The organism is Njordella aestuarii (assembly GCF_056494165.1).
In genome coordinates, this window is record NZ_CM151397.1 from 2,017,867 (window position 1) to 2,034,456 (window position 16,590).

Consider the following 16,590-nt stretch of genomic DNA (forward strand, 5'->3'; position numbering starts at 1 on the left):
TTTACCGAGCTATTTCGAATGCAGCATTTTGAGTTTCAGCACCGGACGCGGCTCATTTTTGGCCAAGGTTCGATTGATCGGTTAGGCAGTGTCGCACGCGAACTCGGCGCGACTCGTGCATTGATTGTTAGTGATCGTGGAGTTGTCGACGCCGGGCATTTTGGCCGCGGACAACAATCGATCGCTGACGCGGGACTAGAATCGATCGCTTTCCATGACCTCCATCCAAATCCAACGACGTCCGACGTCGAAGCCGCCCTCGCCATCGCTCAGCAGTTCAAGCCTGATTTGCTCGTCGGCTTGGGTGGCGGTTCATCGATGGATTGTGCCAAGGGCCTCAACTTTCTGTACAGTTGCGGCGGAAGTCTAAAGGACTACTGGGGCGTCGGTAAGGCTACGCGCGACCTGCTCCCCATGATCGCAGTCCCAACAACTGCTGGTACAGGAAGTGAAGCTCAATCATTTGCGCTCATCAGTGACGCTCAGACGCATGTTAAGATGGCTTGCGGCGATCGTCGCGCGTTACCTGCCGTTGCGATTCTGGACCCATGCTTAACTGCGACTCAGCCGCCGGCCCTCACGGCGCTGACTGGGATCGACGCTCTAACACATGCGCTCGAGTCCTATGTCACCAAATCACGCACTGCCATCTCAGTTGCATTTGCTCGTCAGGCTTGGCGATTGATGTCGACTGCGTTGCCGAAGGTCTTTGAGTCTCCTGACGATCTTGCGCTGCGTTCTGACATGCAAATGGGAGCGTATTTGTCGGGGATGGCTATCGAGTCGTCGATGCTGGGAGCTGCACACGCCCTCGCCAACCCACTCACTTCACAATTTGATATTCCCCACGGTCAAGCGGTCGGTTTAATGATGCCGCACATTATTCGATGGAACGGCAAGTCTGATGCGCTAGAGCAATTGTATCGCGAGCTATTAAGCGACGATCTTGTCCGAAATCACAGCGGAACGGCGGCCGAGCGTCTTGCTAGCTGGTTTACTGCGACGTTGAAGCTTTCTGGTTTGAAGACGCGACTCGGCGAAATGGACATTCCCAACGCTGCGATCGACTCGCTTGCCAACGACGCAATGCCCCAGTGGACTTTGCAGCACAATCCGGTGCTGTACTCTTTGGAGCAAGTTCGTGATATCTATCGAGAAGCGATTTAGGCGAGCGGCAATTTCTTAAGGAACTCTTCAGTGCCCCAATTTAACAGTCAGCGTCTGCTGGATCGATTTCTCCGCTATGTAAAAATTGGTACGCCTGCGAATCAATATTCCGAGAGTTACCCAAGCAGTTCCGAACAATTAGTTTTGGGGAAACTCTTGCGCGACGAGTTGATCGGAATGGGTGTGTCTGATGTTCGCCAGGACGAACACGGACTCGTGTGGGGTACGATTCCCTCCAAATCGTCGACTCCATCACCGGTTGTAATGCTGAATTCACATTTGGACACGTCCCCCGAAGCGCCTGCGATTCATGTGCGGCCACAAGTCATAGAGAGCTACTCGGGTGGCGATATCGTGTTAGGTGATTCTGGCCAAGTTATCTCGGCGGAACATTGTCCGGCGCTTGCAGAGCTGGTTGGCAAGACGCTCATCACAACCGATGGTACGACTCTGCTTGGCGGTGATGACAAAGCAGGCGTGGCTGTCATTATGGAAGTAGCTCAACACCTACTCGAAAACCCACAATTGCCACATGGAGAGCTTCGGTTGCTTTTTACGTGCGACGAAGAAATCGGCAATGGGACCCAGCACGTTGATCTTGCGAAAGCCAATGCGACCGTCGCCTATACTCTCGATGGCGGCGGCGCGGGTGAAATTGATCACGAGACTTTCTCCGCGGATCTGGCAATCTTAAAGTTCGTCGGCAAGAACATTCATCCGGCGATTGCAAAAGATCGTATGGTTAATGCGCTTCGTGCAGCTTCGGAGTTCGTGACGATGCTGCCCCGAGATCATCTGTCTCCGGAGTCGACCGACGATCGGAGCGGATTTATGCATCCCTATGATCTGAAGGCTGGAGTCGGCGAAGCTACCCTCCAGATTCTCCTGCGCGATTTCGACTCGGCACAATTAGAAAAGTATGCCGAGATGCTTCGACTGACGGCGAGGCTCGTTGAGACGACTTTTGCTGGACTTTCGGTCGAGCTTACGATCAAACGTCAGTACCGTAACATGGCTGATTTTTTGGCAAAGATGCCGCTCGCAGTGGAGTTGGCTGAGCGGGCTTTTGAACACTTGGGGCGTCCGTGCCGGAGGACAATTGTACGCGGTGGGACTGATGGTTCGCAGCTTTCTGAACGCGGCCTGCCGACGCCGAATCTAAGCTGTGGGCAGCATAACATTCACAGTGTGCTTGAGTTTGCATGCTTGGATGAGATGATCGAATCGGCCGAACATTTGGTTGTGTTGCTTGATCTTTGGCAGCAACAACCGGTTACAAGCGCATCGTAGCTGGCTTCGCCTAGAAGCCGGTTGCGCAATGGTTGACGTACCCAACTTCCCCCGCGTTCTTGGCGAACGCAGCTACGAGGGAGGATGCATGCGCATCATTCAAGCGCATCGTAGCTGGCTTCGCCTAGAAGCCGGTTGCGCAATGGTTGACGTACCCAACTTCCCCCGCGTTCTTGGCGAACGCAGCTACGAGGGAGGATGCATGCGCATCATTCAAGCGCATCGTAGCTGGCTTCGCCTAGAAGCCGGTTGCGCAATGGTTGACGTACCCAACTTCCCCCGCGTTCTTGGCGAACGCAGCTACGAGGGAGGATGCATGCGCATCATTCAAGCGCATCGTAGCTGGCTTCGCCTAGGAGCCGGTTGCGCAATGGTTGACGTACCCAACTTCCCCCGCGTTCTTGGCGAACGCAGCTACGAGGGAGATGCACGTGCATCGTGGCTGGCTTCGACAGAAGCCAGGGGCACATTGGGTAGGTTTGCTGTTTCGCCACGAGCACTGCTGGACAAGCCAGCAGTGGCACCCTTTTCAGCAAGGCAGAAGTGGCACCCGTCCACAACAAGTCTGCCGTGGCACCCTATTCGCAACCGCGACCAGCGACGTCCACGTCTGTTGCGTATGCATTTAGGAATGAATAAGCGTAGGACAACCTGTCGCAGAATTGTGACCTGATTGCGGTCGGAAACGGAGCCGCTTTGCGTTAGACTCTTACGTCGCGAGGCCATGGACTGACTGGTTTGAAAAGCTACATTTGGGAGCGTTGATGAATCTCGTTTTGATCGTACTGTTGCCATTCTTGGGAGCGGTTTTGCCTGCGCTGATGATCCGTTCGAGTCGTACAGCGGCAGCGGTTTCGGCCGGTTCAGTAACGATGCTGTCGCTTGCACTCTTGCTGACTCACATTCCGGCCGTCAGTCGTAACGAAGTCGTCCAGGCTAGTTGGAGTTGGCTACCGCAAGCTGGACTGAATGCGAGTTTTTTCGTCGATGGGCTGGGGCTTCTGTTCGCGGCGATGATCTTGAGCATCGGTTTGTTAGTGATCATTTATGCACGATATTATTTATCGCGGAAAGACGCCATGGGGCAATTCTTTGCGTACCTTTTGCTGTTTCAAGGCGCGATGGTCGGCGTTGTGCTCTCCAGTAACGTTTTGTTGCTTCTTGTATTTTGGGAGCTCACGAGCCTATCATCGTTTCTGCTAATTGGCTTTAGCAACACCAAGCCTGAAGGACGTCAAGGAGCGCGGATGGCGCTGACCGTCACTGCAGCGGGGGGGCTGTCTTTGTTAGCTGGGCTTCTGTTGTTAGGCAATGTCGCCGGCACTTTCGAACTAACCGAACTCCTTGGTCGAGGAGACATCGTCCGCCAATCAAATTACTACTTGCCAATCCTCTTGTTAATTTTAGGCGGGTGTTTTACTAAAAGTGCGCAGTTCCCATTTCACTTTTGGTTGCCACACGCCATGGCAGCACCGACTCCGGTTTCTGCCTATCTACATTCTGCGACGATGGTGAAAGCGGGAGTCTTCTTGATGGCCCGGTTGTGGCCAATTCTTTCCGGTACGGATGAATGGTTTTATATCGTAGCGACGACAGGCATGGTCACGATGCTGTTTGCTGCTGTTGTTTCGCTTTACCGAGACGATCTCAAGAGCATTCTGGCGTACTCGACGATCAGTCATCTCGGCTTGATGACGATGCTGCTTGGTTTCAATACGCCCATGGCCGTTGTCGCCTGTGTTTTTCACATAATCAATCATGCGACATTCAAAGCGGCGTTGTTCATGAACGCGGGAATCGTAGATCACGAGGTGGGTAGCCGAGATATCCGTCGCTTGGGTGGTCTTTCCGGTCTGATGCCGATCACGGCGACTACGGGAATCATAGCCGCAATCTCGATGGCAGGGATCGCGCCGCTCAATGGTTTTCTGTCCAAGGAGATGATGTTAGAAGAGGTTAGCCATACAGCGTGGATGAATAACAATTGGGTGTTCCCGATATTAGCAACGATAGCGGCGACGTTTTCCATTGCGTATTCGCTGCGATACATATTCTTCGTGAATTTTGGGAAGCGTCGCGACGACTATCCGCAAACTCCCCACGATCCGCCAAAGGGGTTGTGGCTTCCTCCTGCATTGCTGGTCGTACTAGCCGTCTTGATTGGTCTATTTCCTGAGACTTGGGCTGGAGCGACCGTTCGTATTGCCAGCCGCTCTGTGCTACAAACTGAAGTTCCGAAGTTCTATCTTTCGTTATGGCATGGATGGACGCCGGCATTGTATATGTCGCTCATTGCTCTTGCGGTAGGGTGTGTTGTGCTACTCGCTTATCGGCCTGCCAGATGGGTGTGGGATCGAACGGCGGTAATTGAGGCGAAGCGAGTGTTTGATACGACAATGGCATTCGCAGCACAGCTTGCCGGAAATATTACTGCTGTTTTACATAACGGTTCGCTGCAACGCAGCTTGTTCATTCTGACTTTGACTACTGCGTTGGTTGGTGCCACAGTGTTCTTCGTGTCGCCTTACGATTTTGGCACGCGTCCACCTTTGATGCTGAACGCGGTTATGGTAGTCGGCTGGGTTTTGGTGATGGGGGCCTGTGTTGTAATGGTCCTAAAGCATGGAAGCAGGCTTGTCGCCTTAATTACAGTCAACGTGATAGGCTTGATGAGTTCCATGGCATTTATTTACCTGTCCGCACCTGATTTGGCTCTCACGCAAATATCGGTTGAGGTAGTAACGCTGATCCTGATGCTACTTGCGCTTCATTTTCTTCCGAAAGAGTCGATCACTGAGTCGAGCAAAATAATTCATTTACGAGATGGACTGCTTGCCGTTGCCGTTGGTGGGGGCGTCGGAGCTTTATGTTGGGCGATGATGAGTCACGATTTCTCTACTATATCCAAGTATTACGTCGAACAATCGATTCCTGGCGGCGGTGGAGCGAACGTTGTCAACGTAATTTTGGTGGACTTTCGCGGGTTTGATACCTTTGGCGAAATTATGGTTATAGGAATTGCAGCTATGGCAATTCATGCAATGCTGGACGGTATGTGTCACGGGCCCATTCGGCGGAGACTGTCGGAGTGGACTTCTGGGATTCGCGTTTCTCCCAATCGACATCCCTTAATGATGGTAGTGGCTACTCGAATGATGTTGCCGCTGGCGTTTATGGTCTCTCTCTTCATTTTCTTGCGTGGACACAATTTGCCTGGCGGCGGATTCATCGCAGCACTTGTCGTATCGATCGCTTTGATTATGCAGTACATGGCAAGCGGTTTTGGGTGGGCCGACAAACAAGTTCGTTTTGACTTTCATGCATTAATCGGTGGTGGCGCTCTCATTGCCGCGGCGACGGGAATTGGCTCGATGGTTGTTGGGCTTCCATTCCTTACCAGCGGTCACAATCACGTACATATTCCCGTCTTGGGGGATGTCGAACTTGCGAGCGCGATGGCTTTTGATTTGGGAGTTTTTTTAACGGTCGTCGGTGGCGTCATGCTCGCTCTAGCAAACTTTTCAAATCTAGGACGCATGACAGGCAGTGGGAAAATCAATGAAGAACCGATGGATTATGATCCGTCGCTTGCACCGTATGACAATGAAGTTCGGCCAAGTTGGAATTCACCTCTGGCCGATAGCAGTTCATCACCTAGGAGTGATGCGCAAGGCGGAGTATCGTGAGGCGCAAGGCAGCGTTACGTTGAACTTAGGTAGACCAGAACACTAGTTGGTGAATTTAATATCGTTTTAGGCAAACAGCAATGGAATTTTTAATCGCATCGGCAGTTGCTATGATGACGGCCGCGGGAATATACCTAATCTTGCGAACTCGGACCTTTTCCGTTGTTCTGGGATTAACTTTGCTCACGTATGCAACCAATTTCTTTATCTTTTCTACCGGCCGACTTACGACCAACCGACCAGATATTATCGTCGATCCACTTGGCGATTATGCCGATCCGTTGCCCCAAGCTTTAGTACTTACAGCCATCGTAATCTCCTTCGGAATGACGGCTATTATCCTGGTCATGGCCATACGAAGTTACTTTGAAAGTGGCAGCGATCACGTCGATCTCTTTGGTCCAGAGCACGTAGTTGCAAAGGATCGTCGATGAATCATTGGGTGATTTTGCCGATCCTCTTTCCTGCAGTCGTTGCGCCGTTGCTGGCTCTTGCCGTGCGCCACGATATCGTACTTGCACGTACGTTTTCGATTGGATCGGCAGTCATATTGTTATTCATCGGACTGCTGCAGCTAACCATGGCAAGCGACGGAGTAGTACGGACTTATGAGTTGGGCAATTGGGCTGCACCTTATGGAATTGTATTAGTCTTGGACCGCCTTGCAGCCATCATGTTAGTGCTGACGGCCAGCATTGGGTTGCTTGTACTGCTCTACTCGATCGGTGGATGGGATAGGCGTGGGCAGCACTTTCATCCTCTGGTTCAATTTCAACTTATGGGTCTAAACGGCGCGTTCCTTACCGGCGACCTCTTCAATTTATTTGTGTTTTTTGAAGTTCTTTTGATTGCGTCCTACGGGTTGATGGTCCATGGAGGCGGCGCGGCAAGGATTCGCGCAGGAGTCCAGTATGTAGTAGTTAACTTAGTTGGTTCTACAATCTTCCTAATGGGGCTGGCACTGATTTATAGCGTGGCAGGGACCTTAAACTTGGCTGACCTCTACGTGAAGGCCAGCGAGATTCCGAGCAGTAATCAAGCCTTGTTTAACGTCGGAATTGTTCTGCTATTGATCGTCTTTGGTCTTAAGAGCGCACTTTTTCCACTGCAATTCTGGTTGCCCGGAACTTACGCGAACACTGCAGGGCCGATCGCTGCTCTTTTTGCAATTTTGACGAAAGTGGGCGTGTATGCTTTTATCCGAGTGTTTAATCTGGCCGCACCGGTCTTTCAAGAAACTCAGTTTGGATCTGTTGCTTTAGACTGCTTGCTTTTTGCCGCACTCATAACCTTAATATTGGGAAGTCTTGGCGTGCTAGGTGCTAAGAGCCTTGGTCAGCAAACGAGTTTTGCAGCACTCGCGTCGATGGGCTTGTTATTGCTTACGATAGCAGATCCTTCCCCGGCAACCCGTGCGGCTGGGCTCTACTATTTGTTGCACTCTACGCTAACGGTTGCGGCGGCTTTCATGATCGTTGACTTGGTGATAGCTCGCCGCCCTGGTGAAGGTGACGCATTTGTCGTGGGAACGAAACTGGCTCAGCAGGGCTTTATCGGGGCTTTGTTTTTCGTCGTTGCGGTTGCGCTTGTAGGGCTGCCACCGCTTTCTGGATTCGTCGGTAAGCTTTTGATCCTCCAGGCAACTGCTCAGCATGCGGCCGGCACTGTAATTTGGACTGTGATTCTTTTTTCCAGCTTAATTATGATCGTCGGATTTTCACGGAGTGGAAGTTTGATCTTCTGGAAGTCAGGTAGTCAACAAGAGGACGGGGGCGAATCGAATAAACATGAGAATCAAATTTCGGACCTGAGCATTGATTTTATAATGCCCACCATTGCTATCTGTTCCTTCGTATTTCTCATTCTTCTGCTAACAGTGTTCGCTGGCACGATCGTTGGATATTTAGAATTGACGGTGGCGCAATACCAAGACGTGCCCGGTTACATTGATGCCGTGTTGGTAAAGGAGGGTAGTTAGATGGCCCAAACAATCGATCGGACTAGTGTGCAAACACGTACATTCTCGGAGAGGTGGCTACCACATCCACTACTGACAGCCGTGTTGATACTTCTCTGGATTGCCCTTGAGAACAGTGTGTCGCCCGCCAATTTGTTTGCAGCACTGCTCCTAGGGCTAACGATTCCGATCTACACCAGTCACTTTTGGCCGCAGCGACCAACAATTCGCAATCCTCACAAAGTCATCATTTTCATTTTGGTTTTAATGTGGGATGTCGTGGTGGCTAACATGCACGTTGCCTACCTGATATTGTTCAAGCCCGCCGCTCAGCTTCGTAGTGGTTGGGTTAGTATGCCTTTAGAACTTCGGACGCCGGAAGCAATAACAGCGCTCGCTGCCACGATTACCCTAACACCAGGTACGGTAAGTAGTGATCTGTCCGCTGACGGCAAGTCGTTGCTGATCCACTGCCTGGATTTAGATAACGCAGATGCACTAGTCAAACAAATTAAGCATCGCTATGAAAAACGATTGAAGGCGATATTCCCATGATAGAATATGCATTGATATTCGGTTTTGCTGCTGTTTCCGCTGCACTCGTTATGAATCTGTGGCGACTGGCATTTGGGCCAACCGCGCTTGATCGCGTACTTGCAGGTGACACGATGGTAATTAACACAATCGCGGTGATCATCTTATACGGTATTTACCAGAACACGACACTCTATTTTGAATCTGCGCTTTTACTGGCAATGTTCAGCTTTATCTCAACCGTTGCTTACTGCAGGTTTATCCTTCGCGGCGACATTATTGAATAGACGGACGCTCGTAGCAGTAATATTCACAGCAGCAAAATAAAATACTGTTCAGAAAATTAGGCCATGAATCCAATCGTTGAAGCACTTGTCGCATTTCATATCGTCGTCGGTGCGATTTTCGTTTTCGTAGGCTCGCTGGGACTTTTAAAGCTGCCCGACCTGATGGCAAGATTGCACGCTCCCTCAAAGGCGACCACATTAGGTGTGGGAGGTTGCCTCATAGCGTCCATGATCCAACTACTTGGTGTCGAAGGGACCGTTTCCGTTCAAGAAATTTTAATTACGTTTTTCCTGTTCATCACCGCTCCAATTACTGCTCATTTTCTCGCAAAGGCATTTTTGCACACGAATGAGAAGATTGCGACAGAACTTCCGAAGCCGAATTCTGGGTACGGTTGGAGCACTCTAGAGTCTATGCCTTCCCTCGAACTTGAGCCCTCTGAACCGAAGAACCCCGTAGATTAGTGGCGTGTTCCACTGGCGGTTGATTGTGAGCGCATAACTATCAGTTTGTGGTTTTGCAGTGCAACAGTTTTGCCTCTTCGACGTGCGTTAGGCAAGGCTGAATCGCAAGGGCATTTTCTTTTCTGAATAGCGAGGCAACTTTACGCCGTTAATAGCTTGTGTTTCGCTTTGCTAGCCTAACAAACCTGTAGAAGCCGAGACCTCTTTGAAGGCCGTTAACTGTACCGTTGGCACATCGTTTGTTAACTGGGTACTAGGCGTATTCGGAGCGAACTACGAATCTTAAGTTCCGAATAGTTTTATACCTCTCCAATTTTCTCAAGGAACACATCAATGCGAAGAGCCCTACTCACAGTCGGCTTAGCGTCAGGTTTTCTAGCAAGTAGTTTTCTCGTAAGTACAGCTGATGCGGGACACCGCCACAACAGAAGGGCAGCGAAAAATTCATGCTGCTGTGGTGGTGGAGGTAATCTCAGTTATGCACCATCGAACTATTCGAACTCTGGTTACGGAAACACGGGTTGGAGCGGAGCGAATTATCAGGGGAATTACGGTAATTACGGAAACTACGGCTACAATGGCTACGGCTCAAACTTCCGGGGTAACACGGGCGGTTTCGGAGTTGGTCGAACTGGCGTAGGAGTTGGCGTGGGCAACGCTCTAGGAGTCGGTGGCATCGTAAGCCCTGGGATCGGTGGCATCCGCTACTAATCTGTGCTCGAGCGAAACAGCAAAGCAAGAAATGCGATTCGGAACCAACCGAATCGCATTTTTTTGAGCCAAACAGTTCAGTCCACGGTGGAAGTTCGTGTGCTGAGGGTCCTGCGCCCGCACTCTGCTATCGAAACCAGTTCTTCTTAAGGTTCTTCACGAAGCATTACGTGGCACGACACGCAGGACGACGTCAGTTGGTTAAAGGCTAGGGCGGCACCTTCAGCGTTTCGTCTTTTCGCTTGACGAATCAATTCTTGATTCGCTAGATCGAAGCTGTTCAATTGTCCTCTATAGTCTTCGTTTTTGCGACGTACAAATCCTTCGAGTTTTCCGAGTAAACGCATTTGCTGAGCGTCAGCGGCCAGTCTGTCAAAATCGCCTTTGGTTAACGCTTCGAGGAGCGATTTGGAGTGGTCCAGTTTCTTTGCCATCCAAAAGCTCATCGGTTTGTCAGCCGTAATCGAAGGCTCTTCTACGGTCTGCGCTACGGACGTGGTTGGTGTTGATTTGTTCGCATCATCATCAGCGTGAAGAACTAACGCGCCCAGGCTTCCGGCGGCAACGATGACTAGTGCATATAAAGTTCGCATCATAAATCCCTTGCATGAAGAACAAATAAACAGCAGAAAAGTCTCCTGCTATTGCGTCGAAGCAAAAGAGAATGAAGCAATAGCTATGCCGCGTCATGTTTCAAGTCACTAGACTTCGCGCTTCTACTCGCAGTCGCTATTCGCTGCGAAAATGCGGTTGTCGAGTCGTTTTTTCTGCTTCGCCGCTTCCTTGAGAGTACTACTTCACCGTGCAACAATGGTGATTGTGTGCGTATACGCCCCAACGTGCGGTGGGCGGATTGCGGAATCGCACTTTGGCAAGTTCCAGCTAGGCAGCGGTGAATTGGACAAGTGTGGTTGCATCACTTGAAAACCTAGCACTTTCAATGGTTTTCGTTAGGAATTCACGTAGTTTAGATTGCGAAGGACGTTGGCACATCGCTTGCCTACTAAGAAGGATGATTGTATAGGGCCATCGAGTCGTCGGATGGCGCTAACGCGATTTTCGCTCGCGAGTAATTGCTTGTTTATTCGTACGTATTGAAGGCCTCCTCATGAAAGTCATTCTAGCAATCGATGGATCGGAAGAGTCGCTAGCTGGCGCTCGCTTTATGACGCAGCTTCCTTTTCGCGACAAGCCAAGTGTCGTGGTGCTCACGGCGTTGATTAATCCTTACTACGATACGATCGCCGGTGAAACTGATTATCAGTTTGGTGAACTTGAGAGAGAAGCGGCCGGAAGAAACTATTCCGAAGTGAAGCAGATTTTAGATTCCGCCGGGTTTCCGTCAGAGCATCAGATGGCGATCGGACACCCGAGTCGTTTAATTATGGATCATGCGGAGCAGGTGGATGCAGACTTGATCGTAATGGGAGCTCGCGGGCATTCGGCAGTGTTTCGCGTGATGCTAGGAAGCAATGCGGATTACGTAGCGAGCCATGCGAAATGCCCCGTGCTCATTGTCCGGCCACGCACAAACGATCGGCCGTTTGACGCGGCGTACCACCCATACCGAATCTTGTTGGCGTATGACGAGTCGGAAAATGCGAAAGTAGCGCTGGAACAAATGGTTGCTCTAGACTGGCCGGAGTCGGCTTCGATCCACATTTCGCGGATGCTAGAGCGGCCTTCCATGTTGCCGGACGAAATTGTCTACGACGTTCAAATGCTAAGCGAGGCTGAAGAGAAGCTGTCGAAACTTGCCAAATCCCTGCCCTGCAAGTGCCATGTCATGCATTCGGTGCGCGAAGCGATTCATGTGGGAAGCGCATTTTTGCTTCCAGATGAAATGAAAGAAACGGATTTGTTGTTTATGGGTAATACCGGTAGGTCCGCAATTTCCCGGTTTTTCTTGGGTAGCACGTCAAGATACTTGCTGCACCATGCACCCTGTTCGATTTGGATCGCCAGAACGAAAAATTGGAAAAACTAACGTTTTTTGCGTAGGAGAATTTAGATGTACCATATTCCACGACTCACTAGCCAAGGCGACATCGCCTGGAAAATTTTGATCTGCATCATCGCGCTTGTTTTGAGCGCTGCAATTGCAGGAAGATTGCTAGGATATTTCTAGCACTTCAATATAACTTGCCCAACCAGAATTTTATCCTGAGAGTATCCATATGAAGGTCTTACTTGCTGTTGACGGAACTAAACAGGCTGAATACTCAGCTTGGCTGCTCGCGCATCTGCCTCATTCCGAACCGCTTGAATTGTCAGTCATAACTGTCATCTACAAGCCGCAAATGCATGGGACCGCCAAAGTTCTGAACTGGATGGAGGAGTTTCTAGAGCAAGAAAAGAAGAAGATGGCAGATGCCTTTCTCGCCGTCAAGCGTATGTTCGAAGGCGCCAATGCGACGGTTCGGCATATCGTGGCCGACGGTCATGCGGGCATGAAGATTGTAGACACAGCCAAGGAGTTGCAAGCAGACCTGATCGTTGTTGGAGCAACGGGAAGTCCAACGATCGAAAGGATGCTACTTGGTAGCACGAGCGAATTTGTAGCCACGCACGCTGAATGTTCGGTGCTTGTCATTCGAACGACTGGGATTGAAAAACGCGAGCAAGGTGATCTTCGCGTTACCATTGCATATGATGGGTCGGAACCTTGTAAGAGAGGGATTGAAGCGCTCGGCGTGTTTGACTGGAAATCGCATACGAAGTTCGACCTACTTACCATCGTCACCCAACCTGTCAGCTTTACCGAAGTCCCAGTACAGTTTGACTCGGAGGAGACTAAGCGTTGGGCAATGTCCGCACTGCAATCAGAGTCGGATGCGGTCAGCACCATGTCGAGCAATATCGAATTGCACGTAATTGAAGCGTTGAACGCTGGCGAAGGCATCGTCGAATTCGCCAAGTCCAAGGAGTCCGATATCGTTCTGGTGGGGGACACTGGCCGCGGATTGCTGGGCCGATTCTTGATGGGGAGCGTCTCGCGCTATGTGCTGCGGCACGCCACAGCGTCGGTCTGGATCTCTCGGGCCAAGAAAACCTAGAATGGCCGCAATGGCGTATAAAAGGTCTTTAAAGAAAATTTAGGAGAATCTGAACTCCTTACCGGAAACCGAACGTATAATGGAGTGTGAGCCCTGAGGGGGCGAATACGGCTCGGTTTGCGTTCCCTTGTGGTTCTGACCTGCTGAACTTAGTGTTTGGCAGTGTCCTTGTCTTGCAACTTTCCACATGAAATCGGCTGAAACGAGCCGGCAGCCAAAAGACGGCTGTCGGAGTGTTTGGGCTACTGCGTCCAAACTCACCCGCACAGTCTTGCCAGCAAACTGACAAGGAGCGATCGACTCGCCGCCGGCCAGTCTCGCGAGCTGTAGGGAAGCGTTCACCAGCGATTTCTGGGGAGACACTCCAATGGGACGCCTTGCAAATGGTAAGTTTGATTTCGGTTTAGCTGATCATCCTTCTTTAGTTCTGCCTCAATCTAAGCCGGCACCGGAGGGACTCAAACACTACGCGGGGCTCGCTGCGTACGCGGTACTCGAGCACACTGCCAAGGTACTCCCTGACCGAGATGCCCTTCGATACGGGGACTATCGATGGACTTATGCCGAACTCCAACGCGATGTCATCCGGTGCACCGCGATGTTACAAAAGATGGGCGTGCGGAAGGGGGACCGCGTTGCGATACTGTTACCAAACGTGCCTGAGTACATTATTGCAGCGAACGCTGTGTGGCGCTGTGGTGGCATCGTTGTAGCCGTTAATCCAATGGTCGTGGCTGCAGAAGCGGATCGGCTTTTCCGCGCTACCGACTGCAAATTCGTTGTGTGCCTGGATCTTCTCTCACATCTGATCCCAGCCACTGTGAACGGAGATGTAGCCACTCCGATTCAAACGTTACTCGTGTCTATCCGTCAGCACTTACCAGCCCTACAACAATTGGGCTACCTTTGGAAACGCCATAGCCATACTGGTCACTGGTGGTTAACTACAAATCAGCACTGCCATTGGTTCTGGGACTTAATGGCGAGAACCATCGACGCACCGACGAGCGTCGACATCGATCCTGTTCACGATGCCGCATATATACTACCCACTGGAGGGACTACTGGAACTCCGAAGGCCGTAACGCTGAGCCATCAAAACATGGTGGCCAACGCGTGGCAGCAGTTCGAATGGACGCGACGTTCCTACGGTGTCGAGAAAATGCTGGCCGTGCTGCCGTTCTTCCACAGCTATGGTATGTCAGCGATGGTGATGGGCGGATCGATGATGGGAGCGACTCTCATCTTGCATCATCGTTTCAATGCCCAACAAGTCTTGCAACTGATTGAAGACCATCGGCCAACCGTGTTTCACGCCGTGCCTGCAATGCTAGCCGCATTGAATGATCGGTTGAGGAAATATCCCGTCGACATGACTTCCATTCACTGGGTCATTTCGGGTGGAGCGCCGCTAGACAAGGATATTGCGGGTGAATTCGCAGAACGAAGCGAAGCGCTCGTCGTGGAAGGATTCGGTCTTTCCGAAGCGTCTCCAGTAACGCATGTCGGCGATTTATTCGGCGAGCCTAAATACGGAGTTATCGGTTTGCCTTTACCCGAAACAGATTGCCGAATCGTCGACGCCGAAACCGGACAGACTGACATGGACGACGGCCACGTTGGAGAGCTTCTTGTGCGTGGACCGCAAGTGATGCTGGGCTACTGGAACGATGACGTCGCGACTGCACAAGCGATCCGGGACAAATGGTTGCACACGGGAGATTTGGCTATCAAGGACCCAGACGGGTTCTACCGAATCGTTGGCCGCAAAAAAGACTTAATCATTACATCGGGCTTCAACGTCTATCCCAGTGAGATCGAGGCAGCGCTTCGTGAACACAGCGACGTCCAAGACGCCGCCGTGGTGGGTTTTGCCGATCGGAATCGAGGCGAAGTTGTAAAGGCGTTCATTGTTCTAAAGCCAGGTAAGTCTTGGGATGAACTTTCGCTTCGTGAACATTGCGATGTTCGACTGGCGAAGTACAAACGACCTCGTATCTATGAGCAATGCGTGGGCGATTTGCCTCGCAACTTTCTCGGCAAAGTTATCCACCGTGAGCTTCGGGAAAAAGCACCTACTCTGGATCCAACTGGTCCGGTAATGGAGGAGAACAGATCATGAAAGCCATGAATCCTTTAGCAATATTGTCTGCGGTGCGGACACCATTCTGCAAAGCTTTCACTGAAATGCAGGATATACCCGCCGCAGAACTCGGACGCATCGCCGTCGTCGAGGCGATCAAGCGTAGCGGACTGACAGTGGCAGACATTGACGAAGTCATTATTGGTAACGTCTCTGGGCCAGCCGATTCGGCGAACATAGCGCGTGTAATCGCATTGAAGGCGGGCGTACCCGTTGATCGTGTCGCTCACACAGTCAATCGCAACTGCGCGTCAGGGATGGAATCGATCATCTCGGCATGGCACAGGCTCGCGCAGGGGGAAAGCGAAGTTGTCGTGGCTGGTGGGACCGAATCGATGTCGAACATCCCTCTGCTCGTTTCGAACGAGGCCGCAAAAATCTGGAGCCGTGTCGCTCGCTCCAAAACGATGCTGAGCAAACTCGCTGCCTTCGCAACGTTCCGACCCAAGCACTTCAAGCCGGTGGTGGGAATCGAACTGGGGCTGACTGACCCTGTTTCTGGATTAAACATGGGCCAGACGGCGGAAGTACTCGCGAAAGAATTCGCGTTGAGCCGCGGAGCGCAGGACGCTTTTGCACTTGAGAGTCACCGCAAAGCGTCGCTTTCACGAGAATCCTGTTTCTTCTCCGGCGAGATCGCTGAAGTAGCCGGTACAAGTGCGAACGTGATCTCTAAAGATAATGGCCCTAGGGACAAGCAGTCGTTGGAGCAACTCGCCAAACTGCGGCCAATCTTTGATATGGGGGGGACCGTTACGGCGGGGAATAGCTGTCCGTTGACCGATGGGGCTGCAGCCATGGTATTGGTTGACGCAGGCAAGGCAAAGAAATTCGCCAGCGTTCCTATTGGATACGTCACAGCGTACGCAGTGGCAGGATGTGCGCCGGAGCGGATGGGACTTGGGCCCGTCTATGCCACTGCGAAACTATTGAAGGAGACGGGGTTGCGACTTAGCGATTTCGATTTAATTGAAATAAATGAAGCGTTCGCGGCGCAGGTGCTCGCGTGTCTGGCCGCGTTTGAGTCCAAGTCTTTCGCGCAAAAAGAATTGGGACTGGATGAAGCGATCGGCCAGTTGCCTATGGAACGATTGAACGTGCATGGTGGTGCAATAGCGCTCGGACATCCCGTTGGCACAACTGGAACGCGGCTAGTTTTGACGTTGCTAAGGTCGCTGCGTGCGGCTGGCAAGCGACGAGGCCTGGCAACACTTTGCGTCGGAGGCGGGCAAGGCGTTGCGATGATGGTGGAGACTGATCTTAGTTAAATCACTGTTTCGAGAAATACAGGTGC

General features: G+C 51.5%; 14 protein-coding genes. 13 read left to right on the forward strand and 1 reads right to left on the reverse strand.

Translation table 11 applies throughout. The features are described from left to right. Positions 1-18 precede the first annotated feature (18 nt). The 9 genes from SH451x_RS07640 (at position 19) to SH451x_RS07680 (ending at position 10,097) form a co-directional block, all read left to right on the forward strand. Positions 19-1,167: an iron-containing alcohol dehydrogenase gene (locus SH451x_RS07640; protein WP_479361853.1), complete on the forward strand. Its 1,149-nt coding sequence runs from the start codon at positions 19-21 to the stop codon at positions 1,165-1,167. A gap of 30 nt (positions 1,168-1,197) precedes the next feature. Then, a complete protein-coding gene (gene pepT, locus SH451x_RS07645; protein WP_479361854.1) occupies positions 1,198-2,457 on the forward strand; it encodes a peptidase T in 1,260 nt (419 codons plus the stop codon). Positions 2,458-3,221: 764 nt separating this feature from the next. Then, a complete protein-coding gene (locus tag SH451x_RS07650; protein WP_479361855.1) occupies positions 3,222-6,143 on the forward strand; it encodes a monovalent cation/H+ antiporter subunit A in 2,922 nt (973 codons plus the stop codon). A gap of 80 nt (positions 6,144-6,223) precedes the next feature. Continuing rightward, entirely contained in the window at positions 6,224-6,577 is a 354-nt protein-coding gene (locus SH451x_RS07655; protein ID WP_479361856.1) for a Na+/H+ antiporter subunit C, read from the forward strand. After that, positions 6,574-8,121, forward strand: coding sequence for a monovalent cation/H+ antiporter subunit D (locus SH451x_RS07660; protein ID WP_479361857.1), 1,548 nt, complete (start codon positions 6,574-6,576; stop codon positions 8,119-8,121). Before SH451x_RS07655 ends, SH451x_RS07660 begins: the two co-directional genes overlap by 4 nt. Next, positions 8,122-8,655: a Na+/H+ antiporter subunit E gene (locus tag SH451x_RS07665; RefSeq protein WP_479361858.1), complete on the forward strand. Its 534-nt coding sequence runs from the start codon at positions 8,122-8,124 to the stop codon at positions 8,653-8,655. Continuing rightward, the gene (locus SH451x_RS07670; protein ID WP_479361859.1) at positions 8,652-8,921 is read left to right on the forward strand and encodes a K+/H+ antiporter subunit F; all 270 of its coding nucleotides are present in this window, start codon (positions 8,652-8,654) and stop codon (positions 8,919-8,921) included. The genes SH451x_RS07665 and SH451x_RS07670 overlap by 4 nt, the downstream gene beginning before the upstream one ends. A gap of 63 nt (positions 8,922-8,984) precedes the next feature. Further along, complete coding sequence (locus SH451x_RS07675) at positions 8,985-9,386, forward strand: Na+/H+ antiporter subunit G (protein ID WP_479361860.1); 402 nt, start codon at positions 8,985-8,987, stop codon at positions 9,384-9,386. 333 nt (positions 9,387-9,719) lie between these two features. After that, positions 9,720-10,097 carry a hypothetical protein gene (locus tag SH451x_RS07680; protein ID WP_479361861.1) on the forward strand — a complete coding sequence of 126 codons (378 nt, stop codon included), beginning with the start codon at positions 9,720-9,722 and terminating at the stop codon, positions 10,095-10,097. Positions 10,098-10,243: 146 nt separating this feature from the next. Here the strand turns inward: SH451x_RS07680 and SH451x_RS07685 are convergent, their stop codons facing one another. After that, positions 10,244-10,693: a hypothetical protein gene (locus SH451x_RS07685; RefSeq protein WP_479361862.1), complete on the reverse strand. Its 450-nt coding sequence runs from the start codon at positions 10,691-10,693 to the stop codon at positions 10,244-10,246. A 512-nt stretch (positions 10,694-11,205) separates the two neighbouring features. On the opposite strand from SH451x_RS07685, the gene SH451x_RS07690 reads away from it, so the two are divergent. From SH451x_RS07690 to SH451x_RS07705, 4 genes are all read left to right on the forward strand, one after another. Beyond that, positions 11,206-12,084: a universal stress protein gene (locus tag SH451x_RS07690; protein ID WP_479361863.1), complete on the forward strand. Its 879-nt coding sequence runs from the start codon at positions 11,206-11,208 to the stop codon at positions 12,082-12,084. Between the two features lie 190 nt (positions 12,085-12,274). Beyond that, positions 12,275-13,153 carry a universal stress protein gene (locus tag SH451x_RS07695; RefSeq protein WP_479361864.1) on the forward strand — a complete coding sequence of 293 codons (879 nt, stop codon included), beginning with the start codon at positions 12,275-12,277 and terminating at the stop codon, positions 13,151-13,153. A 367-nt stretch (positions 13,154-13,520) separates the two neighbouring features. Next, on the forward strand, positions 13,521-15,275 hold the full coding sequence (locus tag SH451x_RS07700; RefSeq protein ID WP_479361865.1) for an AMP-binding protein: 1,755 nt from the start codon (positions 13,521-13,523) through the stop codon (positions 15,273-15,275). Further along, positions 15,272-16,564, forward strand: coding sequence for a thiolase family protein (locus tag SH451x_RS07705; protein WP_479361866.1), 1,293 nt, complete (start codon positions 15,272-15,274; stop codon positions 16,562-16,564). The genes SH451x_RS07700 and SH451x_RS07705 overlap by 4 nt, the downstream gene beginning before the upstream one ends. The last annotated feature ends 26 nt before the right edge of the window (positions 16,565-16,590 follow it).

Excerpts from the sequence above, each read along its gene's own strand:
- SH451x_RS07640 (WP_479361853.1), top strand. The coding sequence starts at position 19 with ATGCAGCATTTTGAGTTTCAGCACCGGACGCGGCTCATTTTTGGCCAA.
- SH451x_RS07650 (WP_479361855.1), top strand. The coding sequence starts at position 3,222 with ATGAATCTCGTTTTGATCGTACTGTTGCCATTCTTGGGAGCGGTTTTG.
- SH451x_RS07655 (WP_479361856.1), top strand. The coding sequence starts at position 6,224 with ATGGAATTTTTAATCGCATCGGCAGTTGCTATGATGACGGCCGCGGGA.
- SH451x_RS07660 (WP_479361857.1), top strand. The coding sequence starts at position 6,574 with ATGAATCATTGGGTGATTTTGCCGATCCTCTTTCCTGCAGTCGTTGCG.
- SH451x_RS07665 (WP_479361858.1), top strand. The coding sequence starts at position 8,122 with ATGGCCCAAACAATCGATCGGACTAGTGTGCAAACACGTACATTCTCG.
- SH451x_RS07670 (WP_479361859.1), top strand. The coding sequence starts at position 8,652 with ATGATAGAATATGCATTGATATTCGGTTTTGCTGCTGTTTCCGCTGCA.
- SH451x_RS07675 (WP_479361860.1), top strand. The coding sequence starts at position 8,985 with ATGAATCCAATCGTTGAAGCACTTGTCGCATTTCATATCGTCGTCGGT.
- SH451x_RS07680 (WP_479361861.1), top strand. The coding sequence starts at position 9,720 with ATGCGAAGAGCCCTACTCACAGTCGGCTTAGCGTCAGGTTTTCTAGCA.
- SH451x_RS07685 (WP_479361862.1), bottom strand. The coding sequence starts at position 10,693 with ATGATGCGAACTTTATATGCACTAGTCATCGTTGCCGCCGGAAGCCTG.
- SH451x_RS07690 (WP_479361863.1), top strand. The coding sequence starts at position 11,206 with ATGAAAGTCATTCTAGCAATCGATGGATCGGAAGAGTCGCTAGCTGGC.
- SH451x_RS07695 (WP_479361864.1), top strand. The coding sequence starts at position 12,275 with ATGAAGGTCTTACTTGCTGTTGACGGAACTAAACAGGCTGAATACTCA.
- SH451x_RS07700 (WP_479361865.1), top strand. The coding sequence starts at position 13,521 with ATGGGACGCCTTGCAAATGGTAAGTTTGATTTCGGTTTAGCTGATCAT.
- SH451x_RS07705 (WP_479361866.1), top strand. The coding sequence starts at position 15,272 with ATGAAAGCCATGAATCCTTTAGCAATATTGTCTGCGGTGCGGACACCA.